The organism is Vibrio sp. MarTm2, assembly GCF_027587055.1.
In the GTDB taxonomy this organism is placed as follows: domain Bacteria; phylum Pseudomonadota; class Gammaproteobacteria; order Enterobacterales; family Vibrionaceae; genus Vibrio; species Vibrio sinaloensis_D.
Genome location: NZ_JAPPTK010000002.1, coordinates 20,381 through 47,149, shown reverse-complemented (window position 1 = coordinate 47,149; position 26,769 = coordinate 20,381). Strand labels below are relative to the sequence as shown.

21 protein-coding genes and 1 other RNA gene are annotated in these 26,769 nt (G+C 42.1%); 9 read left to right on the top strand and 13 right to left on the bottom strand.

The window, feature by feature from the left end; translation table 11 throughout:
- Positions 1-4: 4 nt before the first annotated feature.
- The 3 genes from dnaK to grpE all read right to left on the bottom strand — a co-directional run bounded on the left by dnaK (position 5) and on the right by grpE (position 4,313).
- Positions 5-1,915 carry a molecular chaperone DnaK gene (gene dnaK, locus OH458_RS04615; protein ID WP_038215401.1) on the bottom strand — a complete coding sequence of 637 codons (1,911 nt, stop codon included), beginning with the start codon at positions 1,913-1,915 and terminating at the stop codon, positions 5-7.
- 241 nt (positions 1,916-2,156) lie between these two features.
- Positions 2,157-3,431 carry a dicarboxylate/amino acid:cation symporter gene (locus tag OH458_RS04610; RefSeq protein WP_269977428.1) on the bottom strand — a complete coding sequence of 425 codons (1,275 nt, stop codon included), beginning with the start codon at positions 3,429-3,431 and terminating at the stop codon, positions 2,157-2,159.
- 285 nt (positions 3,432-3,716) lie between these two features.
- Entirely contained in the window at positions 3,717-4,313 is a 597-nt protein-coding gene (gene grpE, locus OH458_RS04605; RefSeq protein ID WP_269977427.1) for a nucleotide exchange factor GrpE, read from the bottom strand.
- Between the two features lie 144 nt (positions 4,314-4,457).
- On the opposite strand from grpE, the gene nadK reads away from it, so the two are divergent.
- The 4 genes from nadK to bamE all read left to right on the top strand — a co-directional run bounded on the left by nadK (position 4,458) and on the right by bamE (position 9,124).
- Complete coding sequence (gene nadK, locus OH458_RS04600; RefSeq protein ID WP_005471457.1) at positions 4,458-5,342, top strand: NAD(+) kinase; 885 nt, start codon at positions 4,458-4,460, stop codon at positions 5,340-5,342.
- A gap of 228 nt (positions 5,343-5,570) precedes the next feature.
- Entirely contained in the window at positions 5,571-6,758 is a 1,188-nt protein-coding gene (locus OH458_RS04595) for a DUF3103 domain-containing protein (protein ID WP_269977426.1), read from the top strand.
- Between the two features lie 165 nt (positions 6,759-6,923).
- Positions 6,924-8,588: a DNA repair protein RecN gene (gene recN, locus OH458_RS04590; protein WP_269977425.1), complete on the top strand. Its 1,665-nt coding sequence runs from the start codon at positions 6,924-6,926 to the stop codon at positions 8,586-8,588.
- Positions 8,589-8,764: 176 nt separating this feature from the next.
- A complete protein-coding gene (gene bamE, locus OH458_RS04585; RefSeq protein ID WP_005471536.1) occupies positions 8,765-9,124 on the top strand; it encodes an outer membrane protein assembly factor BamE in 360 nt (119 codons plus the stop codon).
- Positions 9,125-9,181: 57 nt separating this feature from the next.
- On the opposite strand, the gene OH458_RS04580 is transcribed toward bamE, so the two are convergent.
- Both OH458_RS04580 and OH458_RS04575 read right to left on the bottom strand, forming a co-directional pair.
- Positions 9,182-9,535, bottom strand: coding sequence for an RnfH family protein (locus OH458_RS04580; protein WP_269977424.1), 354 nt, complete (start codon positions 9,533-9,535; stop codon positions 9,182-9,184).
- Positions 9,525-9,968 (bottom strand): SRPBCC family protein, encoded by a 444-nt coding sequence (locus OH458_RS04575; RefSeq protein WP_038140031.1) that lies wholly within the window; start codon positions 9,966-9,968, stop codon positions 9,525-9,527. The genes OH458_RS04580 and OH458_RS04575 overlap by 11 nt, the downstream gene beginning before the upstream one ends.
- Before the next feature lie 119 nt (positions 9,969-10,087).
- Between OH458_RS04575 and smpB the strand changes: the two genes are divergently transcribed.
- From smpB to OH458_RS04560, 3 genes are all read left to right on the top strand, one after another.
- The gene (gene smpB, locus OH458_RS04570; protein WP_005471475.1) at positions 10,088-10,573 is read left to right on the top strand and encodes an SsrA-binding protein SmpB; all 486 of its coding nucleotides are present in this window, start codon (positions 10,088-10,090) and stop codon (positions 10,571-10,573) included.
- Positions 10,574-10,640: 67 nt separating this feature from the next.
- Positions 10,641-11,007, top strand: a transfer-messenger RNA (tmRNA) gene (ssrA, locus tag OH458_RS04565).
- Positions 11,008-11,127: 120 nt separating this feature from the next.
- Positions 11,128-13,251, top strand: a complete 2,124-nt coding sequence (locus tag OH458_RS04560; protein WP_269977423.1) for a site-specific integrase — start codon at positions 11,128-11,130, stop codon at positions 13,249-13,251.
- 119 nt (positions 13,252-13,370) lie between these two features.
- Here OH458_RS04560 and OH458_RS04555 read toward each other — a convergent pair whose 3' ends face one another.
- The 3 genes from OH458_RS04555 to OH458_RS04545 form a co-directional block, all read right to left on the bottom strand.
- The gene (locus OH458_RS04555; RefSeq protein ID WP_269977422.1) at positions 13,371-14,093 is read right to left on the bottom strand and encodes a hypothetical protein; all 723 of its coding nucleotides are present in this window, start codon (positions 14,091-14,093) and stop codon (positions 13,371-13,373) included.
- A 5-nt stretch (positions 14,094-14,098) separates the two neighbouring features.
- Positions 14,099-14,563: a Panacea domain-containing protein gene (locus OH458_RS04550; RefSeq protein WP_171354591.1), complete on the bottom strand. Its 465-nt coding sequence runs from the start codon at positions 14,561-14,563 to the stop codon at positions 14,099-14,101.
- Between the two features lie 179 nt (positions 14,564-14,742).
- Positions 14,743-15,147: a hypothetical protein gene (locus OH458_RS04545; RefSeq protein WP_269977421.1), complete on the bottom strand. Its 405-nt coding sequence runs from the start codon at positions 15,145-15,147 to the stop codon at positions 14,743-14,745.
- Positions 15,148-15,508: 361 nt separating this feature from the next.
- Here OH458_RS04545 and OH458_RS04540 point away from each other — a divergent pair, with 361 nt between their 5' ends.
- Positions 15,509-16,924, top strand: a complete 1,416-nt coding sequence (locus OH458_RS04540) for a hypothetical protein (RefSeq protein ID WP_269977420.1) — start codon at positions 15,509-15,511, stop codon at positions 16,922-16,924.
- Positions 16,925-16,981: 57 nt separating this feature from the next.
- Here the strand turns inward: OH458_RS04540 and OH458_RS04535 are convergent, their stop codons facing one another.
- The 5 genes from OH458_RS04535 to OH458_RS04515 all read right to left on the bottom strand — a co-directional run bounded on the left by OH458_RS04535 (position 16,982) and on the right by OH458_RS04515 (position 25,071).
- The gene (locus OH458_RS04535; protein ID WP_269977419.1) at positions 16,982-17,683 is read right to left on the bottom strand and encodes a hypothetical protein; all 702 of its coding nucleotides are present in this window, start codon (positions 17,681-17,683) and stop codon (positions 16,982-16,984) included.
- Positions 17,684-18,223: 540 nt separating this feature from the next.
- The gene (locus tag OH458_RS04530; RefSeq protein WP_269977418.1) at positions 18,224-19,132 is read right to left on the bottom strand and encodes a restriction endonuclease; all 909 of its coding nucleotides are present in this window, start codon (positions 19,130-19,132) and stop codon (positions 18,224-18,226) included.
- Between the two features lie 10 nt (positions 19,133-19,142).
- Complete coding sequence (locus tag OH458_RS04525) at positions 19,143-22,310, bottom strand: type I restriction endonuclease subunit R (RefSeq protein ID WP_269977417.1); 3,168 nt, start codon at positions 22,308-22,310, stop codon at positions 19,143-19,145.
- A gap of 3 nt (positions 22,311-22,313) precedes the next feature.
- The gene (locus OH458_RS04520; RefSeq protein ID WP_269977416.1) at positions 22,314-23,501 is read right to left on the bottom strand and encodes a restriction endonuclease subunit S; all 1,188 of its coding nucleotides are present in this window, start codon (positions 23,499-23,501) and stop codon (positions 22,314-22,316) included.
- Positions 23,485-25,071 (bottom strand): type I restriction-modification system subunit M, encoded by a 1,587-nt coding sequence (locus tag OH458_RS04515; RefSeq protein WP_269977415.1) that lies wholly within the window; start codon positions 25,069-25,071, stop codon positions 23,485-23,487. Before OH458_RS04515 ends, OH458_RS04520 begins: the two co-directional genes overlap by 17 nt.
- Before the next feature lie 274 nt (positions 25,072-25,345).
- Here OH458_RS04515 and OH458_RS04510 point away from each other — a divergent pair, with 274 nt between their 5' ends.
- A complete protein-coding gene (locus OH458_RS04510; RefSeq protein ID WP_269977414.1) occupies positions 25,346-26,767 on the top strand; it encodes a zincin-like metallopeptidase domain-containing protein in 1,422 nt (473 codons plus the stop codon).
- The last annotated feature ends 2 nt before the right edge of the window (positions 26,768-26,769 follow it).

Sequence of the window (26,769 nt, the reverse complement as noted above, 5' to 3'; positions counted from 1 at the left end):
GAAATTACTTCTTGTCTTCTTTAACTTCTTCAAACTCTGCATCTACAACATCGTCGTCTTGCTTAGGCTGTTCACCCGCTTCCGCGCCTTGTTGTGCTTGAGCTTGCTGCTGAGCGATTTCCATAAGCTTTTGAGCCGCAGTCATAAGTGCTTGAACTTTCGCGTCGATAGCTTCTTTGTCTTCGCCCTTACGTGCTTCCTCTAGCTCAGAGATAGCTGCTTCAATCTTCTCTTTCTCTTCTGCAGGTAGCGCTTCACCAGCTTCTTCTACTTGCTTACGAGTACCGTGAATCATTTGGTCAGCTTGGTTACGTGCAGTCGCTAGCTCTTCGAACTTCTTGTCCGCTTCTTTGTTCGCTTCTGCTTCTTGTACCATTTTCTCGATGTCTTCATCGCTTAGACCGCCAGAAGCTTGGATAGTGATCTTCTGCTCTTTACCAGTCTGCTTATCTTTCGCTGATACGTGTAGGATACCGTCCGCATCTAGGTCGAAAGTAACTTCGATTTGTGGCATACCACGTGGTGCAGGCTGGATACCTTCTAGGTTGAATTGGCCTAGAGACTTGTTGTACATCGCTTGCTTACGCTCACCTTGTAGAACGTGGATGGTTACCGCGTTCTGGTTGTCTTCTGCTGTAGAGAAAACTTGGTTCGCTTTTGTTGGGATTGTTGTGTTCTTCTCAACTAGCTTAGTCATTACGCCGCCCATTGTCTCGATACCTAGAGACAGAGGAGTAACGTCTAGTAGAAGTACGTCTTTAACATCACCAGCAAGTACACCACCTTGAACTGCAGCACCCATTGCTACTGCTTCGTCAGGGTTCACGTCACGGCGCGCTTCTTTACCGAAGAATTCAGCCACTTTCGCTTGAACCATTGGCATACGAGTCTGACCACCCACTAGGATTACGTCAGTGATATCGTTTACCGATAGGTCTGCGTCCGCTAGAGCAACTTTTAGTGGCTCAAGAGAACGTTGTACTAGGTCTTCAACTAGAGATTCTAGTTTCGCACGAGTAACCTTAACGTTCATGTGCTTAGGACCAGTCGCATCTGCAGTTACGTAAGGTAGGTTTACGTCAGTTTGAGAAGTAGAAGAAAGCTCGATTTTTGCTTTTTCTGCTGCTTCTTTAACACGCTGCATTGCTAGTGGATCGTTCTTAAGATCGATGCCTTGCTCTTTCTTGAACTCTTCAACTAGGTAGTTGATCATGCGGTTGTCGAAGTCTTCACCACCTAGGTGCGTGTCACCGTTAGTTGCTAACACTTCGAACGTTTTCTCGCCTTCAACTTCATCGATTTCGATAATAGAGATATCGAATGTACCACCACCAAGGTCGTATACCGCGATAGTGCGGTCGCCGCCTGACTTGTCTAGACCGTATGCTAGAGCAGCCGCTGTTGGTTCGTTGATGATACGTTTAACTTCTAGACCTGCGATACGGCCAGCGTCTTTAGTCGCTTGACGCTGAGCATCGTTAAAGTATGCAGGAACTGTGATAACTGCACCCGTTACTTCCTCACCTAGGAAGTCTTCAGCAGTTTTCTTCATTTTCTTCAGTACTTCAGCAGAAACCTGAGGAGCCGCCATTTTTTGGCCTTTCGCTTCTACCCAAGCATCACCGTTGTCAGCCTTAACGATTTTGTAAGGCATGATTTCGATGTCACGTTGTACTTCTTCGTCTTCAAAGCGACGACCGATAAGACGCTTAATTGCAAATAGCGTGTTAGTTGGGTTTGTAACTGCTTGACGTTTCGCAGGTTGACCTACTAGCGTCTCACCATCTGTGTATGCAATTACCGATGCAGTTGTACGCTCACCCTCTGCGTTTTCAATAACGCGTGGTTTGTCGCCGTCTAGTACAGCAACACATGAGTTAGTAGTACCTAAGTCAATACCAATGATTTTACCCATCAGGCTATCTCCGAATAATTTTCTATTTTCGTTTTGCTATATCCCCTATGTGGGGATGTAGAATCGGGTTTCAACCCTTGCTCACAAACAAAAATAAGGTTGTTTGCTTCTTCTATGCCACATAGATAAGGGCGGCAAATGGCTTTTCAAGGGAAAGAGTAAAAAAAAGTGAAAAAAGATTTCCTCTGACAAAACAAAAGCGAGCCATATGGCTCGCTTTTAGAATCAGGAAGTTTACAAATTAAGCATTTGCTTGAACTGGTTTCGCTTCAACTTCCTCTTCTTTGCCGATTTCACCTTCCGTTTTAGCAACGATAGTGTTTACTGCGGTATCGCCCACTACGTTCGATGAAGTACAGAACATATCGTTGATACGGTCTACAGCGGCGATGATTGCAAGACCTTCTGGTGGAAGACCTAGTTGATGAAGAAGAACACCTACCATTACAACGCCACCGCCAGGAACACCACCAGCACCGATTGACAGTAGAAGGATAGTGAGACCTAGAGTAAACACATCAGCAGTGTTGATTGGCTGACCAAATGCGTTCGCCACGAAAATAGTTGCTAGTGCGATGTAGATAGATACACCAGACATGTTCATGGTTGCACCGAGTGGAACACCAAAGCCTGCGACTGATTTAGAAACGTGTAGCTTCTCAGTCAAAGTGCGCATCGTTACAGGAATCGTCGCATTTGAGCTCGCTGTTGATAATGAGAACAGAATCTGCTCACGTGTTGCTCGTAGGAACGTCTTCGGCGAAGTCCCTGTCGCAATACCTACTGCTGTTGGATAGAAGAAGAAAATCCAGAACACTAGCATTGCTACAACAAGTGCTACGTAGCCTGCTACCGACATTAACGTGTTTGCGTCTAGTGTTGCACCTAGTTGAATCATCAGCGCGAATACACCGTATGGCGCTAGGCTCATGACAAGACCCACTAGCTTCATCATGATTTCATTCGACATCTTGAACGTACGGATTGCTGGACCACCGCGTGAGTCAAGAGCTTGGATAGCAAGACCTGTCAGGATTGCCATAAAGATGATTTGTAACATGTCACCGTTAGCAAACGCCTGAACTGGGTTGCTAGGAACAATGTTAACGACAAGTGAGAAGATGTCCGGTGTTTCAGTTGTGGTGAGTTTAACGGTCTCTGAAATCGTGCCAGCTAGATTCGCGTCAGCGCCTGGCTGGAAAATCATACCTACCGTTAGAGCGGCTGTGATCGCGATAATGGTGTTGATAATGTAAAGAGCAAAAGTTTTACCACCAAGGCGACCAAATGCAGTGATGTCTTTCAGATCAACAATACCACATACAATAGAAACATAGACCAATGGGACAACAAGCAGTTTGATCAATGATACGAACATACCACCAGCGCCCTCTGCGGCACCAAGGAGGTAGGTATCAAAGATTGCAATTCCACTGAATAGGTACTGAATCGCAGTACCAATGAGCAGACCAGCAAACAAGCCTACAAATATCTTGCTTGAAAGCGATTTATCCATCTTTCATCTCCAGAATGTTGTGTTCTTAAATTATGATTTTATAGTTTATTCCGCCACTATTTACGACGGAGTTCGCACATAATACACATCAAGGTTACAAAATAAAGACTTTGTTTACGATAATGTTACAAGTTTCAAATCAGAAATTAATTTTTGGTTAAATTTTATTCTAAGAATAATTCACTAAATCAATCAGTTATTGGAGACAGGTAAAATTGGTGGTAGGGGATAAAAAAAGAGAGGCGAATGCCTCTCTTGTGTTTAAAACGCAGGGGATAAACTGAATTATTTCGCCACCATGACCATCGCTGGGCGAACCACTCGACCATTCAGCTCGTAGCCTTTTTGCATTACAAACATCACGGTGTTTGACTCATGATCAGGGCTTTCTTGAATAGACATTGCCTGGTGCAATTCAGGATTAAAGACTTCACCTTCTGGGTTAATCTCTTTAAGACCGAACTTAGCCACCGTGTCAACAAACGTCTTGTGAGTCAGCTCTACACCTTCAAGCAGTGGCTTAACAACTTCTGCTTCCGTATCAGCGGCTTGAATCGCACGTTCAAGGTTGTCGATAACCGGCAATAGCTCTTCAGCAAATTTGTTTAGCGCGTATTTACGAGCTTTATCGATTTCCTGCTCAGTACGACGGCGCATGTTTTCTACTTCTGCTTTCGCACGTAGCACGCTGTCTTGCTGCTCTTGAACTTTTGCTTCGCTAGTCAGTAAAGCCGCTTCTAGTTGAGCAATCTTCGCGTCTTTCTCATCACCGATCTCTTCAAGCTCTGCTTCCGCTTCTTGCGCTGCTGCTTCCACTTTTTCCGCTTCTTCGATGATTTGATCTAGCTCTTCTTCTGTAACTTTGTTTTCTTCGTTGCTCATGTTATCTCCGAAATACATATCCATTGGTACCTAACGCTTCACGTTTATCGCGTTTAGATACACAAAAACTCGCATAAATAGCTAACTTGCCATTATTATGGGGATGAAGATTACCGAATCAAGCCTATTTAGTGCGGAAAACCTATGAAAAAACCTTTTCAAGTGATCGCCATCATCGGAAAACCCCGAAATCAGCAAGCCATTCAGACTCATCGCGAGCTCTATACCTGGCTTAAATCTGAGGGCTATCAAGTTTTTATCGACGATCGCTTAATTGAAATTCTTGACGACGTACCTAAAGAGGACTTTGCTAGCTTGATTCAATTGGGCAAAGCGGCAGATCTCGCGATCGTAGTTGGCGGTGATGGGAATATGCTTGGCGCGGCACGCGTTTTGTCCCGATTTGATATTTCAGTGATTGGCGTCAACCGAGGGAATTTGGGCTTCCTGACCGACCTAAACCCTGAAGACTTCCAAACCGCCCTAAAAGCCGTCTTAGATGGCGAATTTATCCAAGAAGAACGTTTCTTACTTGAAGCGGAAGTACACCGTCACGGCCAAGTAAAAAGCCACAATGCCGCGTTAAATGAAGCAGTACTTCACCCTGGTCAAGTGGCACATATGATTGAATTCGAAGTTTATATCGATGATAGCTTTGCGTTCTCTTTACGTGCGGATGGGTTAATCGTATCCACCCCAACAGGATCAACGGCTTATTCCTTGTCTGGCGGTGGCCCTATTCTCTCTCCAAGCCTCAATGCGATTTCACTTGTTCCTATGTTCCCACACACACTATCAAGCCGCCCTCTGGTGGTCGATGGTAACCGTCGAATCAAACTCGTGGTCTCGCCAGACAACCGAGGAACTCAAGAAGTCGGCTGTGATGGTCAAGTTTCTCTGCCCGTCTCGCCGGGGGATGAAGTGCACGTATACCAAAGCCCCAACGTGCTCAAACTCATTCATCCTAAAAACTACAGTTATTACCACGTGTTAAGAAACAAGCTCGGTTGGTCAAGCCGATTGTTTTAACCCAATAGGGGCTAGTGACAGTGCTAGCCCTTTTCGAACAGACAAATCCTCTATATTCATAACCCTTCCCTACATAAGAGCCCGCTAAATTACAAATTTTAAAATTTGATCCTGTGGGCAAATTCTACTTTTCATCTGTCGAGCGGATTGAATGAAAAGCACCCAGTGTTATTCTCGTGATGAATAGAACAATAACTCTATTTTCAATTCATCTCTAAAGGACACACTATGAAAAAAACGATTATATTGTCCGCTCTCTCTACATTAGCGCTTGTTGGCTGCCAATCAGATGAGGCAAAGGTTACCGATACATCAAACGCTCGAGCGAATGACATTACTCAAACCAAGCGAGAGTTGGCGTTACAGCTTAGTGAAAACTATGTCGATATCGAGTCTACTTTACGAAAGGAAATTACCGCGCAGGACACAAGCATTGCGGTATCAGAATTTGTTGAGCAACAACCGCTTTCTAAGTTCAGTCAACGACTTGAAAGCGCCGATGAGCAAATTCGGAGCTGGAAAGGGATTACACAATACGCTGACCAAATACTGGAAGTTCGCCTAGCAAATGAACAAATGCTCGCAGCTTGGCAGCAAGGAAAAGTCGATCCTCTGTTTGCTTTTGAGCCAAGTGGTGACGATGAACAGTGGCAATACATCGAAGCGTATGACGTTTACGGCCAAATACACCAATTAGACGTTTATCAATTACCGGAAGTACCTGTACTGGTTGTCGACAGCAATAGCTCGGCAGAACTCAAGGCGGGCCTACAAGCAATGCGATCCGAAATGCGTAAGCTTGGTCAAACCACTCAGGTGCAGCCATATGTACAAGATCGCAACGCAAAAGAAGCGTTTTCAACTCGTGCATCCAGTGTCACGACGTCACCTATTCATACCACCCAACTGAAGAAAATTCGCCTTGCTGATGATCAAGAACCTTGGATCTCCGGAAAAGCAGAAATTTATGCCTTGGTCACCGGTGTGAATCCAAGCCGAGATGAGCCCGCGCTTGATCTGGTTGAAATGCCGTACTTGGATTACGACAACCAAGATTACTACCCTAACCAAATCATTATCCATTGGTCCCGCTATCGTTGGGGAGCGGCTGACATCGTGCTAATGGAACAAGATGACGGCACTGACTATAAAAAGCTGGCGAAGCTGCTAGTTCAAGTCGCAGAAGAGGTATTGAAAGCCATCCCAGATCCTGAAGTGCAGGCTTACGCTATCATTCCTCAAATTACCAACAAAATCATCGACGCAATCCCAGATGGCGCTCTGACCAATGATGACGACTTTGTTGATGTCTATTACACCCTTATGCAAGACACATCTTACGTTGATCATCCAGGAGCGGGCGTTAATGCCATCGTTACTCTTGAACCTTTAACGATAAACCCTACCAGACCTTAGCGTCCCACCCTTGCAGCTAAACCGCAGCCTCGACTGCGGTTTTTTCATGCCTATCACAAAATTAGATTCTCAGTAAAAAAATCCACACCACCCACTTTACTGTATAAAGAAACAGTATATACTGCACTTATATACAGTATTGTTCATTTAAACAGGTACAACTACATGCTGGCTCATCTAAGTGTTAATAATTTTGCGATTGTTAAGTCTCTACAGCTAGAGCTATCCAAGGGAATGACGACCATCACAGGCGAAACTGGCGCAGGTAAATCTATCGCGATTGATGCATTAGGTTTATGTTTAGGCGGTCGCGCAGAAGCCAGCATGGTACGCCAAGGGGAAGAGAAAACCGAAGTCAGTGCCGCGTTTTCTCTCGAGAACAATATTCACGCAACTCGTTGGCTAGAGGATAACGATCTACTCGATGGTTCTGATTGCATTTTGCGTCGTATCATTAACAAAGAAGGTCGTTCTCGTGCGTTTATTAATGGCAGTCCCGTTCCCCTTTCTCAACTCAAGTCTCTGGGTCAATTATTGATTAATATTCACGGCCAACACGCGCACCATCAATTGATGAAGAGCGACTACCAGATGGCCATGCTTGACCAATATGCGGGGCATACTAACCTTTTAAAAAGCACCCGAAACGCGTACCAGACGTGGCGCCAGGCAGACAACAATTTAAAACAGCTAAAAGAAAACAGTGCAGCCAATTTGGCGCAGAAGCAACTGCTCGAATACCAAATCAAAGAACTTAACGAGCTGTCAATTGGTGAGGACGAATATGAAGAGCTTGAACAAGAGCACAAAAGACTGTCCAACAGCGGTGAACTTGCCTCTACCTGTCAGCAAGCCATCGAACTTATTTACGAAGGTGAAGAAGTTAATGCGCTTGGTATTCTCCAATCAGCCAATCACTCCCTGATTCAGCTCGCAGAGCTCGATGACAAGTTAGCTGAACTGCCAAATATGGTTGCGGAAGCGATCATCCAATTAGAAGAAGCAAACAGCGAACTGCGTAACTACCTCGATAATATTGATGTTGACCCTGGTCGAATGGCGTACGTCGAAGAGCGCTTTTCTAAAGTCATGTCGATTGCGCGTAAACACCACGTGATGCCAGAAGAGCTGTTCCAGCACCATCAAGATCTGCTCACACAAATTGAAGCCCTTGACTGCTCAGATGAGAAACTCGATGCCCTCGAACAAGAAGTAGAAGCTAAATACCAAGCCTTCTTAGTCGCCGCTGAAAAGTTACACAAATCCCGCGGTCGTTACGCGAAAGAGCTAAATAAACTCATTACAGCGAGCATGCATGAGTTGAGCATGGAAAAAGCCCAGTTCAGTATCGAAGTAAACAACGAAGGTACGCACCCTTCGCCATTAGGCATGGACAGTGTTTGCTTTGTGGTTTCAACCAACCCAGGGCAACCAATGCAGCCAATCGCAAAAGTAGCATCTGGTGGTGAGCTTTCTCGTATTTCATTGGCTATCCAAGTCATTACCGCTCAGAAAGTTGATACCCCAAGCCTCATCTTTGACGAAGTCGATGTCGGCATTAGCGGACCAACTGCCGCAGTTGTTGGAAGAATGCTCAGAAAACTGGGGGAATCAACACAGGTTCTGTGTGTCACTCACCTGCCTCAAGTCGCAGGGTGTGGTCATCAACAACTGTTTGTGGCCAAACAAACTAAGGCTGGCAAAACAGAAACCCAAATGAACTCGCTCAATGATGACCAAAGAATCTCTGAGCTTGCTCGCCTGCTTGGTGGCAGCCAGATTACTGAATCCACCCTAGCCAATGCTCGCGAGTTATTGATCGCAGCCTAGCTCTGCTTAGAAAGTCGAGTCAAAGTTCCCTAAAGCCACTTTTTTGGCTCGACTTTGCAACAAAACTCAAAAATCGCAGTCTGAAACAATTCAAAACCGCATGAGTTTTTTACATTAAGGCTCAGCTTGTTTATTATCGGCAAAGTTTAACCAATATCAGTAGCAAGAATTTAAGTATGCAATTCACAAAGTGGCTTATCGCTGTACCGCTCGCTGTGTCTACCCTGACAGGCTGCTCTTTATTAGAAAAATTGGTTTATCGTATTGATATCAACCAAGGTAACTACATTGAACAAGGCTCAGTAGAAAAACTGAAATTTGGCATGACAAAAGAGCAAGTTCGTTTTGTTATGGGCTCACCAATGCTAGTGGAAAATGGCTACCCTGATACTTGGTACTACATTTACCACCACACTGACGGCCACAATGACTCAATTCAAAAAGACTTAATTGTCAATTTCAATGGTCAAGGTCAGCTGGTTGAGATTCAGGGAGACTTCCCGGCAAGTAAAGATTTTTTCGAGAGTATTAACTGATCGAAAAGTAAGAATGATTTAAAAAGGTTGGCTGATGCCAACCTTTTTTATTTGCCCCTAACCCTCTTTGCGAAGTGGGTTCTTTTTTCCGCCAGTCACAGGGTCAGCAGCGCCAGAGGCTTTCGCTTGTTCCGCTCGCTTACGGCGAATCTCCTTAGGGTCAGCGAGTAATGGGCGGTAGATCTCAATACGGTCCTTATCACGTACCGTTGAATCTAACTTCACATTGCGACTAAACACGCCGACTTTATTCTTGCTCAAATCCACTTCTGGGTATTGCTCCAATACACCAGATTGTTTGATGATTTCTTCAACCGTCATCGCTTTGTTGACCACCAAGGTGTAAACACGCTGCTCTTGCGGTAAAGCGTACACCACCTCAACGTGGATCATCTCAGACTCAATACTCATAAGCTGGGTATACCTGTTTTGCGCGCTGTGTAAAAGCGTTAACCATATTATTGGTTAACTCATTGAATACTTTACCAAAGGCCATTTCGATCATCTTACTAGAAAACTCGAATTCTAGTTTCAGTTCCACTTTGCACGCCTGCTCATCAAGAGGAGTAAAGAACCACCCTCCTTTGAGCGTCTTAAATGGACCGTCCACCAAACTCATCATGATCGCTTCGCCAGAAACTAGCGAGTTGGATGTGGTAAATGTTTTGCTAATCCCTGCCTTAGAAACATCAACTGAAGCCACCATTGCCTCTGAGCTCGATTCAATCACACGCGAACCCGAGCACCCTGGTAAAAACTCAGGATAGCTAGCGACATCGTTCACTAGATTGAACATCTGTTCTGCACTAAACGAAACCAAAGCAGAACGGCTGACTTGCTTCATATTGACTCCTCGTATCAATTGCTTGAACTTCAAGCTTGTAAGCAATTTTACTTTTATTTGCACTCAGCGCAAATAAAGGGATTTCCTAACTTAAATCCTAACCGTATAATGCAGCCATTATGGCAAAGAAAAAATCTAAACAAAAAGCGGGTAGCAATACCATCGCGGTCAATAAGAAAGCTCGCCACGAATACTTCATTGATGATGAAATTGAAGCTGGCTTAGAGCTACAAGGCTGGGAAGTTAAGGCACTGCGTCAAGGCAAAGCAAACATCGCCGAAAGTTACGTATTTATGCGTGACGGAGAAGCTTTTGTCAGCGGTATGACCATCACTCCTCTTAATCAAGCATCAACTCACGTGGTGGCAAACCCAACGCGTGTACGCAAGCTCTTAATGAGCCGTCGTGAACTCGACAACCTACTCGGTCGCATCAACCGTGAAGGTATGACACTAGCAGCGCTTTCGCTCTACTGGTCTCGCTCATGGGTGAAGATGAAAATTGGTGTAGCAAAAGGTAAAAAGCTGCACGACAAACGTACTGATCTAAAAGAAAAAGATTGGGCTCGTGAAAAAGCGCGCGTGATGAAGAGCTCACTGCGCTAATATTGAGCACTTAAACGCACAAGGCTAGACAGGTTAGACTTTTCTGGTACTATGCGAAGAACACTTTGGGGCTGATTTAGGATTCGACAGGAATTTTGCAGTCTGAGGTGCATGCCGTGGGGCGGTTGGCCACGTAAAAAGCCGCAAAAAAATAGTCGCAAACGACGAAAACTACGCACTAGCAGCTTAATAACCTGCTCAGAGCTCTCTCGCCCTAGCTTCCGCACGTAAGACGGGGACCAACGAGAGATCAAACCCAAACGCGCTAGCCCGGATTCTCCCGCCTGAGAGATGAACGGCGAATTTTAATTCAGGATAGCCTTTGGCTGGCGTGTCGGTTCGCAGGTCACTGGTGAAATTAAAGATCGACTAAGCATGTAGTACCAATGATGAATGGTTTTTGGACGCGGGTTCAACTCCCGCCAGCTCCACCAATTGGAAATAAAAAAGGCTTGTGAATCAATGATTTACAAGCCTTTTTTGTATCTCCTTTCAAAGCATTTCCACTATATCAGGGTTAATTAGTCAGGTGAGCCACATAGGTGAGCCACACAATGACCACAAATAATTTCCTCTATCTCAACAGATTTCATACCTTTTACTTTCGCCAGCGCACACCCTTAGATATTCTTAACGCTATACCACGGGCAAAAGTTGAGCTGAAAATCAGCTTACAAACCAAATGCCGAGCCACAGCGATGATCGCAGCTCGTGAGCATAAAGTGGTGTTTGATTGTCTGTTTACTGAGATCAGGGAGAGTGTAGCGAGAATGGCAAGTATGAGAGAAACCTTTCAAGAACTCGATGAAAGCACGCAAAGAGAATTAATGCTCAAGCAAAGAGCCACTGAAGCGATTAACGATCAGCAATTCACTCAGCAATTGTTTTTCTTGTTAGAGCGTAAAAACCGCATTAAATACGCTTTTGAAAATATTGAGCCGCTTCAAGATTATTCATTAGCCGATATGGATTTAAGCAGCATAGATAAAATTAATCACTTCATTGCGATCATAGATTTACTCTCTTCCCCCACCCTTGCCGATCCGCAACCATATATTGACCAACTAAAAATCAAACCAAGAGCCAATGTCTCTAACACTGATAACTCGCCCTATAAATCGGTGGGGATCGCTCGAATGGTAGTCAAACGCAATAAACCCAAGCCGTTACCAGAAACGCCAAACCAACTGACCAAGCAATCGAAAGCCAGTCGCACTAGTGCCAGTGACACCATTGTAGGACTCATTGACGGTGAAATAGACACAGGCAGCACACCAGCCCTTCGCTCGACTCTCGCAGACAATCAGCAAGACGATATTATCTTAGAAGGGATCACGCTCGATAATGAGCAAGACACGCATAATTTTGTAAAACTGCTATCGCTGTTAGAGAAAGGCGAAAATGTGCCAATTCAAGAGTTTGAAGCATTTTCCAAGCCTGTGATTGTGCCAAAAACGATGCTCAAGGTATCAGAGCTGTTTCAGAAGTTTTATGACGAGCAAAACGCTGAATGGAAGAGTCATAAAACCCATACTACCAACCTTGCGTTCTACGATACCTTTGTCGAGATTGTTGGTGATGTGTTTGTCGATGAACTGAGTTTTGAACACGCCAACCAATACATTGACACGCTGCGAAAGCTCCCACCAAACCGTAAGAAACTTAAAGCCTTCAAAGATAAATCCATTGAAGAGCTGATCGCAATGCAAGGCACGTTTGAGCCAATGAGTGCGTCCAACGTGAACAAAAACCTAGAGCGACTGAAAAGCGTGTTTTTGTGGGCGGTGCAGCGTAGATATATGACGGTAAATATTCTCGATAAGATGCGAGTAAAAAACCGTGCTCAGAAAGTTCAAGCAAAAAAGCAGCGTGAACGCTTTACACAAGATGAACTCATTACCATCTTCAATTCCGACAAGTATCAAAACGGTAAGCACAATCGCACTTTTGAGTATTGGTTGCCACTGCTTGGTTTGTATATGGGCGCACGCTTAGGAGAATTGTCTCAACTTAGACTGCAAGACGTGTATCGAGAAGAAGGAACGTGGTTGGTGGATTTTAATGAAGATGAAGATAAAACGCTGAAAACCATTAACAGCATTCGCAAAGTACCCGTGCATAAAACCTTGGTGCGTTTAGGTTTTATTCGATATGTCGAGCACCTAAAAGCCCTGTATAAAGCCGACAAGCTTCATACTAACCTCATTTTTCCAGATTTAATTAAAGGGCGTGATGGTTACGGGCATAACACCGCTAAGTCGTTTGACCGTTACCTCAAAGCTTTGGACATCAAAGCTGATGGTAAATCGTTCCACAGCCTACGTCATACCTTCGCTGATGAACGTAAACAAGCCGATGAAAACCCAGCAATGACCGCAGAGCTGATGGGACACGAGATTGATAATGAAACATTAGGGCGATACGGCAAAGAGTATAAAATCACGCTCAAAAAGGCGCAGATTGACCGTTACGAGCCATTGACAGAAACACAGATAAAAAAAATCCTTCCGTTTAAATTGTGGAAGGAGTTTGCTCTTGGTAGCACAATGTCAAAATCAACCAATGCCGTAGTGGATATGAAAAAGAGCATTACCAGCAATAAGCACTTACACAAAGCACTCGCTGAACCTCTTGGGATCACACCACCCGTTGAAGTGCCAAGAAAAACGAAAGTTTAAGTATCTAGGACTAGAAAGTGAAAAACCCCAGTCAAAGGCTGGGGTTTCTCTCCGATAAACGGTTGCTTATGTAGTGGCTTGGATCAGTGGTCATCTACAAGCTTGTCGTTTATTTTCAACTACTCTGATAAAAATAACAAGCCTGCTTCAAAAATCTCTTTTTCATCACGAGCTTTATCGGCTTTGATTAACGCATCTACCTCAGAAATTTGAGAATCATCAAGAAAGTGCATCACCACATTAGTGTATGTCTTATCAGCTGATAACTGCACAAGTTGTTCTTGATAACCACAGTCGTGCGCTGAACAATAACTCCCACTTTTCAGCCCATCAATAGAAGCTAATAGAGAGGAATAATCACAAGACAATGGACTGCACGAGTCAACTTTATACCCATAACGTTGGGATGGCTGGATATTGTGCAACGGATCTAGTAGTAAAATATTAAAAACACTATTTTCATCCCAAAAACCCACAACTCTCCCTAAAGCCTGAGAAATCTGAAATTGAACAATAGGGTATTCTTCTTCATTGTCTCGATAGTCTGAAGCTAACCAATCCAAGTCCTTGCGTTGAATAGGGATATTCTGTTGATTCCAGTTAATGCTATGGTAGCGCCAAGCATCCCGCTCAGAACCAGATGAAACAAAGTTCCTAACTTCTTTATCTGATAAATCTTTTAGCTTTTCAATTAAAGAAACAAACCAAGAGGGGTTTGATTTATCTAAACCAAAATACTCAATTTGCTTCCAATACCGAAAAGAAAACGTCCACTTGCGTTCACCAACATCAACTAAGACAGGAGTGTTAGTTGATGGAGTGTGGTCTAGAACTGGCTTCATTTGAATTAAGATAGGCGGCTTTTGTAGTACTTTTTAATTACGTCATTATCAAGCACGTTTTCGCAACGCTGGCTTGGACGATAGCCTTTTCTTGCTTCAATCCAAGGTAGCTCTCGGTGGGTCATCTCTTCGAGTTGAGCACCAGAAAATTTACCGTAAGATTCTAATACAGTGTCAATGTGTCCTGATACGCTTGCAACTGATTCCAATTGAAAATCTTCAGAGCGATTTTCTATTGAAATATCAGAGTAAAGAGATTTCGTTGAGGAAAATCTATCATATAACTCTCGACTTACAGGACCGTGAATCCAAGCCTGAAAATCAGAGTCAACGAGCTTTTCACCCTTAAAAGCCAAGTGCCAAGCATCACAGTAGTAAGCAAGCTTCTGAAGTTTCAGGTTACTAAGGCTTTCCCCACCTTCACTAAGTTTAGTGATGATGTAGTCAGCTAAATCATTAATTTTTATCATAAATTTATCCTGCTAACTTAAGTGATAATTGAGGGCGCAAATTATACACAAAATTACACTAAAAATGAATGCACAAGCTAGTTATTTAAACATTACTCTGAATAGCCTAAATGTCCACTCATTCCTAGCTAAACACGCATAATGTTCACAAAATCTATCAACAACACATCTATGCTGTTTTACAAACGTTGCTTCTTGATAGTTGTTGAACCACTTTGCTGAATCTTTAGAACCAGTGCGCCTTCAAATTTATCCGCTTTTTCGGGGGCGTACTTTCTTAGCTCACTAATCAGAGCTTTTAAAATGTCGTAAGTGCCTAGCAGCTCTGTTTGAGTAGTCGAAGTCTCAGCGACTAACTCATCCAACGCTTCCTGTCTTCCCTCTATTCGGCTGATCAGCTTTTCAGACGGTGCAGAACCGTTTTTGATTAAATCATCACGCAGAACTATGTCTTTGCGTAGCTTGTTGCTCATAAGCTCTTTAAGCTGACCTTTGATGAAGTCAGAGTTCGCCAACTCTTGTGTTTTTTTCAGCTCATTTTTTGCTGAGGATTCCAATCGGCTTTCTTGTTTCTTTCCACTCATAATTTTCTCCTACCCATACTTATTGAACTACCACAAAAACAAGCAATGACAATAGGTTAGTAGCAAAAAGATCATCAATACCCTAATGCTAATAACAAAAGTGGTAGACAATTTTATGGCTAAAAAATGAACCCGTTTCAACCATAAAATCGCCATAACTAAAGAGAAAAACCGCAGTATATTCAGCACCTTAACCGTTTAAAATTTGCATATCTTAATATCTGTGGACTACTAAAAGTAAGCATTCATACAACCAGCTTGTATCTATACCCACTTTCTCTGCTCTACGTTTGAGTAAAGTTTGTATAGATGCTGGTCAACTTTTGAAAAGTTGAGTAAATAAAAAGGAGAAAAAACAGCAGTGAAGCAGATAAGATTATTATGCCGTACCGCACACACATACGGCTTCCACAAGAACAAAACAGGATTTGATAAGCATAACTTTAGACTGGATGAATTAACGCCAGAGGAGCGTAATTACACCCCTGAACTAAGCCCTAACAATGTGATATATCGACAAGGTAAGCCTGTCGAACCTTCACAATTGACCGACCTATTAGCAGAGATCGAAGCCGACCAACACAACAAACTCAAGCAGGTCAAAGGCGGAATGTCTGACAAATATGTTGGAGAGCTAAACCTTGCTCGATCTAAGAGCAAGTCCAAACTGAAAAAGTGGGTGGAGAATGCTTCAAATCCGCTAGAAAGGGACTTTTTCAATGAACTACTGGCAAAGGTGGGAATTGATAAAATTCACGCTAAGACAGAGCTTAAAAGGCTGTCCAGCTTTGGCAAGATCAAACGCTATAACAACAAGAAGAAAACCATTCACAAGTTAGAAGAGTGCAATAAACTCCTAACAGTCAACGACAATGGCTCTATGTCATTGAAAGTCATATCTTCAGAAAAAATTTTTAAAATCCCTGATAAGCACGGCATTAGCATCTCCGCTGAAGATTGGAATAAGTTAATCGAGCTATTCCACAACAAATTTTACAGTGACTATGATGCTTATTACACCGCAGTCCATCTAGACGAAAAAGCAGAAAATCCACACGCTCACCATCGTTTGAGTGGTTATAACAACACAACTAGACAGTTTGACTTACCTGATCACGAGTTAAACTTAGTACGTAAACTGTATAACAAGCCTGATCTCTTTAGTGGTAAAAAGTGGAGTAAGTTAAGCCCTGACGAAGTAGAGCAGTTCGGCCAACTTTATCAAAACATTATGTTTAAATACTGTAATACCCAATTACAAAAACTGGGCTACAACATCAATGCAGTAAAACGCACACCGCAAGAAGTCAAACAAGACGCACACGAATATTCAAACCTCAAGATTAGGCATCGAGTTCATAACGGAGTCAATCAACTCAATGACGATAAAACCGAGCTAATAGAAGCGGTAAGCGACCTTAAACATCAAGAGCAACGCTGGAAAGATAAAGCCATTCAGGAACGAAAAACGGCTATCAACTGGAACAAAAAAGCCAAACAGCAAAAGGCACTATTACAACGTACTAAAGCGAATCTGTCTCAGTGGTTTGAAGAAAAATTTGAGCAATGGTTTAACGGCTTATTGACGTTCAAAAAATCCAACCTTAACCGAGATTTGATCCAGCCTGTCGAGCTTCATCTATCCCTTAGTCAAGAACGTGAAGACGCAGGAAAAATCTTAATGGATGAGGTTGAACTAGCTCTACAACAAGATCAGCTTAGGCGTTATAAAAAGGAGTTTGATAGACAAGAGGCGAAGAACCGATATAAAAATTAATCTATCACTTGAACGAACAATCAAAGCAAAGCCACAAGATCAAACACACTAAACTATCTATGTCCTCTTCCCCGGTTTTCTCTTATTCATCTTCTCGCTTCGAAAATGCCCCTCTTTCAGGCGATAGATGGAAAAATCATAATCCCCTTCTTTACGAGGCGAAGAAATTTGAGGTGGGTGCTGGTAATCAAAATCTTGAACAATACCGACTGTACGAATCTTGTTTTTGATAGAACGGATCTGCTCTTTTCGAGCTTGATTAGTAGATACGCCCAGAAAATCGACTAAGAAGTAAAAATTAGCTCTATATGGGTAATACGCCAGCGTTTGAATATGCAACTTAATAGATGATACTTGCTTGTATGCCATTAAAGCACTCAGCCCCACATTTACCGCTTTTGGATCTAGCATTTCTTTTGCTTGGAGGTTTAGGAACTGGCGACTAAAAGTGACGTTGATACGATCATCATCACAGGAAATTTTGGCAATAAAGGGATGCTGAATATTTATAACAGCTTGCTCGATTTTACTCTTTGAAAGCTTCACCCAACCAAATAGAGACTCTTCTGATTTAAAATCTTTAAGGAAGATTTCAACGTGATTTACGATATCGTCTTTCATTCCAGCTTGAGCAAGAAAGGACAACACCAATTTCATTTGAAGTGGGGTTAAATTTTCTGGGTAAAGTGCGGATTGAGCGTCAGAGTTGTTGACCACACAATCACGAGGTAATCTTAAAAAAAGGTTGTTTGATAGCATATTTTTTCTCCTTGGTTGATTATGCTATCTCGTGAGAAAAAATATAATTTATGGTTAAGCTATTGATAAAAAGTAAAAATATGCTAACAATGATTATATCTCGCTGCATCGAGATTTTCCGAAACTAAAGAACTTTTGCCGAGTTCTTTTTTTTCGTTCTTCAGTCAGTAAACCTCAAAAAAAACAAATTGCAAGAGCAAAACCCTTATTACACACACCTTCCTAGTTGTACACACCAAAGATTATTACACACACCAATACGCTCTATTGCTCCCCCCTAATTGTTCCCCCCCTTACATCTGAGGTAATTCAATAATGGAATGATAATAAAATCTTTCTTTAATATAACCAAAGTGCATAAAAAGGTGTTTTAAGCTAACTTTTAGGATTAGCTCACCCATTAGCTACAACAATATTAAACTAGGCTAAAAACGCCATTTAAAGAGCCACTATCGCTATATGAGCATAAGGCTGATGAATCAGAGATTCACAGAAATGAAAAATCAGAGATTTTTCTGCCTCTGAGTGAAAATTATTGAGTTATACGTCTTGCATCAAGTCCCAAAACTCACTGTCTAACTTTTTAATTTCAATGACCTTTTCAACTTGCATTCCCAAGTTAAAATCATAAATGTATTGAGCGAGTTGCTGACCATCGATCAAAACCAGTGCGGTAGTGCCATTCAAATTATTAGCGTACTCTTGAGCACCTTTCGTATAAGATGAAGTGGTAATGAAAATCCCTTTGTTCGATTGAGCGACAGCTAATGCACCAACAAACTTCTGAATCTCGTCCCGACCAACAGTATTACCAATATCATAACGTTTTGCTTGGATGTGGATTCGCCCTAACCCCAGCAAATCTTCTTTGATAATCCCGTCAATTCCACCATCGTTAGAGGCTTGAGTCACTTCACCAGCGTTTTTAACTTGTCCACCATAGCCCATCCGCTCAAGCAGAGACACTACAAGGTGTTCAAACTCTCGTGGTGATTTTCTCAGAACCGTCTCTAAAATCTCATCGTAGATGGATTTTTTAATTTCATCGAATGATTCAGAAAAGAGCTGAAGTGGCGTTTTATCTTCCGCTTCAATATCAGCCGATTCATCTACCGTTAAAGGCTTTGATTTTCTCTTTGTATGAGCTTTATAGAGGTATGTTTGAGCGTCTTCTCGTTGCAATACCAATCGACCAGCATCATTGATTTGATACACACCACGCTTAGGCTTATCTATATACCCTGCTAAATTTAAAAAGCTCATCGCCCACGAGATCCGATCTAAAAAAACGGGACCATTACCAGAATCATACATTTGCTCAATCTCTTCATCAGAGAGTTGGAAATGTTGCGCCAACGGTTTAACCAGTTCTTTGAGTTTTTTCACTTCACCATCAAGTAAGTGAGTTAAAACTACAAATCGAATCTCATTGTGCTTAGGGATTGTCATAATTCTTTACCTATGCCGCATTGCGCTTAAAGTTCTCTGCCTGCTCAAAAATCTCTTTATACACTTCATCACGATCAATCGGTGGGTAGCCCCACTCATCGAGCAAAATGATCAGGTCAAAGTGCAACTCAGCTTTGATATCGTCTCGCTTGTTCCAATCGGTGTATTTCGCTTTATCATCAATGACCTTCTTCACCTCTTTAGATAGGTCAAGCAGCTTCTCTTCTGGGTAGGTAAAGTCGTACTTATGAGCCAGTGAAATGAGAATGTCGTAAAACGCTTTTTCTTCAAAATCTATCCCCATTTCACCAAATGAAGCCATTTCAGCACGTAGTTCATTGTAAAGGTTGATAATTTCATCAGAAAAGTCATTGATGACTTCCGAGCGAAGTACATCCTTTTCATCACGCTCATTGTACTTTTCAACCAACATATTCATTTTCTTAGTGAAATCGACACCTTTCACTTTATTGGTCTTTTTAAACTCGCCAATCGCTTTGGCAAGCATTTGCTGAAGCAGTTGAAGTTTGGTGTTTGGCTGTTTCACCATCTCCAACTTGGCAAGATAATCATCATCAAAAATATCAATCTCACCACCGTCTTTTTCACCCAGTTTAAAGATCTCTTCAACACCATCACTCATCAGTGCGTCTTTGACCAAATCACGTACCTTACGGTTCATTTGGTCAACATCTGGCGCACCACCCGTAGTGATCTTAAATACGATGGTTCGAACCGCTAGATAATAGTGAATCTTGTCCTTATGCTCTTTGGTCAGCTCACTACTACCCACACAAATGTCATAGGCTGATTTAAGGCGTTTGGTCAGATCCATAAACGTCTTTTCAAACTTCTTGGTTCTTAGTGCAAAATCAGCCGAAGCATTTAAGCAATGTAACTGCTCTAGTGGCGTACCATTGAAGTAGGGCTTAGAGTCAAACTTATGGAACAGCCCGTCTAACAGGCTCAGGTGATCCTTAACGATAATGACCGACTGTTTAATATCTTCTAGGTTCTGATCTTGCCCTGCTGTGTATTGAGAAAGTGCAAGGTTCATCTGTTTTTTTATGCCGATGTAATCGACTACCAGACCATTCTCTTTACCTTCAAATTTACGGTTGACTCTCGAAATGGTTTGGATCAGATTATGCTTTTGCAAAGGCTTATCTATGTAGATGGTATCGAGGAACGGCACATCAAAGCCCGTTAGCCACATATCAACCACAATAGCGATTTTGAAGTTCGATTTACCATTTTTAAACTGACGATCCAGCTCTTTACGGTACTCTTTGTTACCGAGTTTATTCCACAGAGCTTTATCATCGTCTTTGTTACGAGTCATAATCATCTTGACTCGCTCCATCGGCTTCACTTTCTTCTTATCAATTTCTGATAGAGTTGCACCGTCTTCACAGACTTTTACTTCATCCCACTCAGGGCGAAGCTCAAGCAATTCTTTGTAGAACTGATAAGCGATTTCACGACTGCTACAAACAAACATTGCTTTGCCTTTTTGAGTCGTGCCTTCTTCAACACGATTCTCATAATGCTCAACAAAGTCTTTCGCTATAGATTTAATACGATCTGGGTCGCCTAGTATGGTAGACATACTCGCCATAGCCGTTTTGCTTTTATCTATTTGGTATTCATTTGTTCCTGCTTCTTCACACTCTTTATAGTATTTTTCGACTTCATCAAGCTGGCGACCATCAAGTAGCACTTTTGCTGCTCGGCCTTCATACACAATACGAACAGTAATTTCATCATAAACCGATTCTGTCATTGTGTAGCTATCGACAACCGCACCAAATACATCCAGCGTTGCATCAATCGGTGTGCCAGTAAAGCCAACATAAGTAGCGTTTGGTAAAGAGTCGTGAAGATACTTAGCAAAGCCGTAAGTCTTTTTCACTCCGTCTTCTGTAACGGTAATTTTCTGTTCTAAATTGGTTTGGCTGCGGTGCGCTTCATCCGAGATACAAATGACGTTGGTTCGCTCCGTCAACAGCTCCAAATCTTCTGTAAATTTATGGATGGTAGTCAGGAATACACCACCACTTTTACGCCCCTTCAGGTGTTCACGAAGTTCAGCACGGCTCTCTACACTAATGATGTTTTGATCACCCACATAACCTTTTGCATTAGTGAATTGACCTGAAAGCTGATCGTCCAGATCGGTACGGTCAGTAATGAGTATAATGGTTGGGCTTCCCAACTCGACATCTTTCATCAGTAGACGAGATAAGAACAACATTGTATAGCTTTTACCACAACCAGTCGCACCGAAATACGTACCACCCTTACCATCACCGCTCACCAACTTTCCGTGCTCATCAAAGCACTTCATATGCTGTTTGATATTGGCAAAAAGCTTTGTTGCTGCGTAATACTGAGGATAACGACAAACAATCTTTTCTTGTTTACTTGAGGTGTCAGGTAAGTAGATAAAGTGACGTATCACATCGGTAAGTCGTTTCTTATTGAACAAGCCGCTGATCATCGTAAACAATGAATCAATACCGTCTTTATCTAGCTTTTCTTCACCCGTAATTTTGCGCCAAGAGTAAAAGAACTCGTATGGGGCAAAGTACGACCCCATCTTGCTGTTCACACCATCACTAATCACGCATAGAGCGTTGTATTTGAATAACTCAGGAATATCTCGATCATAACGAGTGGTTAGCTGTTTATACGCATCATAGATAGTCGCTTCTTCACGAATGGCACTCTTAAATTCAAACACCACAAGAGGTAAGCCATTAATGTATAGAATCCCGTCAGGGATACGCAGCTCATAGCCTTGTATCTCCATTTGGTTAACGATGCGATAGCGGTTGTTCTCTAGGTCAACGTAGTCTAGAAGCTGAATGTATAAATCTTTCTGGCTTGCATCTTCACGCTTGAGCAAAAAACCATCAGAGACAAACTTCATTATGGCTTTGTTGGTATCATAGAGATCCGAAGCAGGAAGATACTCAAGCTTATGGATAATCTGCTCTATCTCGTAGGCTGTAATACCTTCCGCTTGATAACGTTTAGCTAGAAATTCACGAAGATCGGACTTAATCAGCACATCTTCAGGTGCTCGCTCAATCACCTCACCACGAGTATGTGGATAGCCTTCTTTCCCTAGCAGTTCAATAATGGCTTGTTCTAGCCGTTCTTCTGTGAATTTCATAGATTAAGCCTTTGACATTTTTGTATTAATCAGTTTTTTTAGTTGCGAAAGTGAGCTTATCTCTGCCTGTAAATTGTTTTTATGAGTGGTTATCTTTCCAGAAACCTCATTGTATTCATCTAGAACATTTGAGATAGGTTTAACAACTGGCAAGTCGTAAACTGTATTTCGATTCAGACCTGGGACAGCGGAATCTTCATTTAATTCTGGTAGGTTCAAACCTAACAATATGCGATACGTAAATGACAAAGGAAATTGAGAGTCCGACTCTCTGATGTAGTATGCTGTATCAATACAAAAGCTCGGATTTTGCACATAGTACAGTTTACCAATAGTCCCTTTTCGACCTATTACTATAGTTGACTCATCGGTTAGATAAGCATTGTGTGAACCTGTCAGACCAGCAGAGCTATAAACCCCATACTCACCTGCAATGCGTTTAGCTTCAGGCAATGATTTACCATAATTAATCACTATATAATCTTGGATTTTTCCACATTCCCAGTTAAGCGGAATTTCACCATCAAGCTCTTTACTATACTCCATCTCACCACCTGAAGACTTGTAAGGCTTCCCTTCTAGTTCAGGCTTACCGATGGATTCTGCATATTCTTTAGAGATCGGGAACTCAAAATCGATAAACCACTGTTTGTAAATAGCTTGAGCGGTCTCTTCTAGCTTTTTAGTTAGTTGCTCGTTAAGTGCAATACGTCCATTCACCACATTGTATTCACGCACGATTTCACGCTGCTTTTCGATAGATGGGACAGGTAGTTCCATATCGCAAAAGTCATCCCACTCTAAACTACCTCGAACGCCACCAACAGCAAGAAAACAAGCGTGTCTATCAAACTCAGCACGAGACATCCACATCATCAAATATTCAGGATCTAATGACTCTGAATCAATCACCTCAAAGACAGGGTATGCCTGAGAAATAATGGCTTTATCAAAATCTGTTTGTAGAGCCACTGGGATTTTTTTATCTCGCCTTACTTGCATTAAGCTACAAGCAAACTGCCCTTTATTGATTATTTTGTAGTTAGCCATATTTGTCCCAACAGTATTGGCAACTGAAGGGATAAATTCTTTGGAAATCGACAAACCTAATAGTGTATCAACTGCTAAGTCTTTGTTTCGTACATCAACAAGCCTGATGTAATCTCCAATTCGTTTATAGTTCGATGTCATAACCAAGCTCTTTAAATACAGATAGAAGTTCAACTTTTGATTTCTGCTCTGCTTTGAGCAAATCTCTCATATCTGTCTGGATAGAAGTCATTTTCTGGTCGAAATCAACCTGTTCATCTTTATTCACAAACTCTATGTATTTGCTTGGTACAAGTGAATAATCTTTAGCTTTAATCTCATCTTTAGATGCACAGTAGCAATACTCAGCAACATTTTCATAACCTGAATCTTCGCATTGCCAACTATGGAAGGTAGAAGCGATATGCTGAATATTTTCTTGCGAGAATTGGATAAACTTCTTCTCAAATGGAACACCAATTTCACGAAGATCCATAAATAAAACTTCGTCTTTTCTTGCTCTATAATTTCGGGTGTGATCGGCTTGTTCCACTACTCGCCTATTCTTATTTTTGTTGATAATCCATAAAGTTACACTGATGTTAGTGGTATAGAACATATTCTGAGGTAAGATAAGAATTGCCTCAACCAAACCATTTTCAACCAACTTTTTACGGATTTCTTTCTCTGTGCCATCCCCTGACAAAGCACCATTTGCCAAAACAAATCCAGCTACACCATTGTCCTCTGACAATTTAGAAACCATATGCAAAATCCAACCATAGTTGGCATTGCTGCTTGGTGGAGTTTCGTAGCCGTCCCAACGGTGATCATCAACCAGTTCATCAGAAGCTCGCCAGTCTTTTTGGTTAAATGGCGGGTTTGCCATAATAAAGTCAGCTTTAAGAGTTTCGTGCTGATCATTGGCAAAGGTATCTTTTGCTGCTGCGCCAAGGTTGGCAGAGATACCACGAATAGCGAGGTTCATTTTCGCTAGTTTGTAGGTTGCGCCTGTGTACTCTTGACCATACACAGAAATGTCTTTCTTGTTGCCTTTGTGGTTCTCAATGAACTTCATTGACTGAACAAACATACCGCCCGAACCACAACACGGGTCATAGATTTTACCTTTGTATGGCTCAATCAGCTCTGCGATCAAGTTAACGATGCTCTTTGGGGTATAGAACTCGCCTTTACCCTTACCCTCTGCAATCGCAAATTTAGACAAGAAATATTCGTAGACTCGACCTACCACATCTTCGTGCGGATTCGCTAGGGTGTCGATGTTGTTAATCACATCGATCAGTGCAGATAGCTTGCTGACATCCAAACCAAGACGAGAGAAATAGTTATCAGGCAATGCACCTTGCAGTGCTTTGTTGGTTTTCTCGATGGTGCTTAGAGCGGTATCGATCTTTAGAGCAATATCTTCTTGTTTAGCATTTTGCTGAACAAAGCTCCAACGACTGTTTTCTGGTAGATAAAACACATTGTCTTTGGTGTAGGCTGGAACCATATCAACGTGCTTTTCCAGCCCTGAATCAATCAGCTTTTGGCGCTGTTTCTCAAATGTATCACTGATGAATTTGAGGAAAATCAGACTCAATACGATGTGTTTGTACTCTGACGATTCAACACTACCACGCAGCTTGTTTGCCGCATCCCAGAGTGTTTCTTCAAATGATTTTTCTTTCTTTTTTGCTGCTGCTTTTTTTGTAGACAGTTTAGCCACTTACGCACACCCTATAGGATTCTGTTAAGAATATTTTATTGGTTAAATTTTGGGCCAAATACTATCAGAAACACCCTGATTTTTCTATTGAAATCACACTCATATCAAGTTGATAGACATTACTTTTAACTAAATTGGCAATAGAAATTTCGCTTCTACTATTCCCTCAAAAAGCCGAAATCTAGGGATAAAATTAACGCTATATTTTCAATAACTTGGATAATTCAAAATCAGTGATACGACATAAGTAACGGCCGAAGAAAAGGAGTTACTTATGAAAAAGCCAAGATCGAGTGCAGGACGCACTACAGCAAAAACAGACCAACAGAACGAAATACTAAACCGTCTATTCGATTACTTTTCAAAACCGAAAGGCGAAAAACCATCTTCAGAAAATGACATCAATGTGAGCTTTTATCGATCCGCATTAAACGCCCTACCCAGAAACTTTAACGACAATAACTACAACGGGGTTAACATCATAATGTTGATACAAGCTCAGGAAGAATCAGCTGCAAAAGTGCCAATTTACGCCACATTCAAACAAGCCGCTGCACTATTGGAGCAACACAAAGATCAACTCCCCCCTAAGTCAGAAACATTCGATCCTGATAAACCATTGAAAGGGTTAAAACTGGATGCACAAGTCGTAAAATATCTTGAGACTTACAAGAAAGACGGTGAGGTAATCAGCAAGGCTAAATTTGAGAATGAAACTCAAGGAATGAGTTTTAAGGAGATGCACGATAAGGGCTACCTCAAACGCAAAGGGCTTAAACCATACAAAGTATTTCCTATTGAGCGCATCAAACATCTTCTTCCTCAGTCATACATTGACGAGCGCTGTTATTTTGCCAAACAAGCCGAACTTGAATCGCAACAAATGAGTGAAGAAATGCGAGATCAGGAGTTTGTTGAGAAAGCCCAGCTCATCATTGATGCGATGGGTGTACCTGTCATAGAAAAGAATGAAGATCGTGCTTATTATTCGCCAAGTAAACACGAAATTGTGATCCCTCCTAGGCATAAGTTCCGCTCTGATAAAGCCTATTTTGCAGTGATTTTGCACGAAATTTCTCACTCGACTTCGAGGCATTTGGGGCGTGATATCTCAGGCACATTTGGCAGTGCGTCATACTCAAAAGAAGAATTGATCGCTGAGACAGCAACAATGTTTATGTGCTTAGATGAGGGCTTAGAAACGTTTCATTCCCACGCTCGCTACTTAGAAGGATGGTCGAGCCACTTTTCAGATAATAAAAAAGTGCTACTCAGCGTATGTAAACAAGCAAAAGAGGCACAACAGTACATCAGTGATAAAGTCGCAGAGCACAAGCTAAAACTAGAGCAACAAGCCTCTTACTCTATTCCAAATCAACTTGATCAACGAGTGACGCTTAACAGTGCCTACAGTGACGAACTCAGCCAGTTCATTGACACACAATCACGCTCATTTGGTTTATTGATTCCGCTTAAAAATCAGCGAATTGTTGGTTTTAACCATTTAGCTAAAGGGTTAGAAATTTACACCGATGAAAAGAAAGTCAATGTGTATGGCCCAGCCGCAAAATCTATAGAGCATAAGCTGCAAGAACTAGACGTGAAGCAAGATCTATTCTGTGATTCGATGTTGGATATTGAGCCAGATTTTTCACCAACAAAAAAACCGAGAAAAACCAATGGCCTATCAATTTGATC

Bases quoted from the DNA above. Each gene is read 5' to 3' on its own strand.
- dnaK (WP_038215401.1), bottom strand. From the start codon at position 1,915: ATGGGTAAAATCATTGGTATTGACTTAGGTACTACTAACTCATGTGTT.
- OH458_RS04610 (WP_269977428.1), bottom strand. From the start codon at position 3,431: ATGGATAAATCGCTTTCAAGCAAGATATTTGTAGGCTTGTTTGCTGGT.
- grpE (WP_269977427.1), bottom strand. From the start codon at position 4,313: ATGAGCAACGAAGAAAACAAAGTTACAGAAGAAGAGCTAGATCAAATC.
- nadK (WP_005471457.1), top strand. From the start codon at position 4,458: ATGAAAAAACCTTTTCAAGTGATCGCCATCATCGGAAAACCCCGAAAT.
- OH458_RS04595 (WP_269977426.1), top strand. From the start codon at position 5,571: ATGAAAAAAACGATTATATTGTCCGCTCTCTCTACATTAGCGCTTGTT.
- recN (WP_269977425.1), top strand. From the start codon at position 6,924: ATGCTGGCTCATCTAAGTGTTAATAATTTTGCGATTGTTAAGTCTCTA.
- bamE (WP_005471536.1), top strand. From the start codon at position 8,765: ATGCAATTCACAAAGTGGCTTATCGCTGTACCGCTCGCTGTGTCTACC.
- OH458_RS04580 (WP_269977424.1), bottom strand. From the start codon at position 9,535: ATGAGTATTGAGTCTGAGATGATCCACGTTGAGGTGGTGTACGCTTTA.
- OH458_RS04575 (WP_038140031.1), bottom strand. From the start codon at position 9,968: ATGAAGCAAGTCAGCCGTTCTGCTTTGGTTTCGTTTAGTGCAGAACAG.
- smpB (WP_005471475.1), top strand. From the start codon at position 10,088: ATGGCAAAGAAAAAATCTAAACAAAAAGCGGGTAGCAATACCATCGCG.
- OH458_RS04560 (WP_269977423.1), top strand. From the start codon at position 11,128: ATGACCACAAATAATTTCCTCTATCTCAACAGATTTCATACCTTTTAC.
- OH458_RS04555 (WP_269977422.1), bottom strand. From the start codon at position 14,093: ATGAAGCCAGTTCTAGACCACACTCCATCAACTAACACTCCTGTCTTA.
- OH458_RS04550 (WP_171354591.1), bottom strand. From the start codon at position 14,563: ATGATAAAAATTAATGATTTAGCTGACTACATCATCACTAAACTTAGT.
- OH458_RS04545 (WP_269977421.1), bottom strand. From the start codon at position 15,147: ATGAGTGGAAAGAAACAAGAAAGCCGATTGGAATCCTCAGCAAAAAAT.
- OH458_RS04535 (WP_269977419.1), bottom strand. From the start codon at position 17,683: ATGCTATCAAACAACCTTTTTTTAAGATTACCTCGTGATTGTGTGGTC.
- OH458_RS04530 (WP_269977418.1), bottom strand. From the start codon at position 19,132: ATGACAATCCCTAAGCACAATGAGATTCGATTTGTAGTTTTAACTCAC.
- OH458_RS04525 (WP_269977417.1), bottom strand. From the start codon at position 22,310: ATGAAATTCACAGAAGAACGGCTAGAACAAGCCATTATTGAACTGCTA.
- OH458_RS04520 (WP_269977416.1), bottom strand. From the start codon at position 23,501: ATGACATCGAACTATAAACGAATTGGAGATTACATCAGGCTTGTTGAT.
- OH458_RS04510 (WP_269977414.1), top strand. From the start codon at position 25,346: ATGAAAAAGCCAAGATCGAGTGCAGGACGCACTACAGCAAAAACAGAC.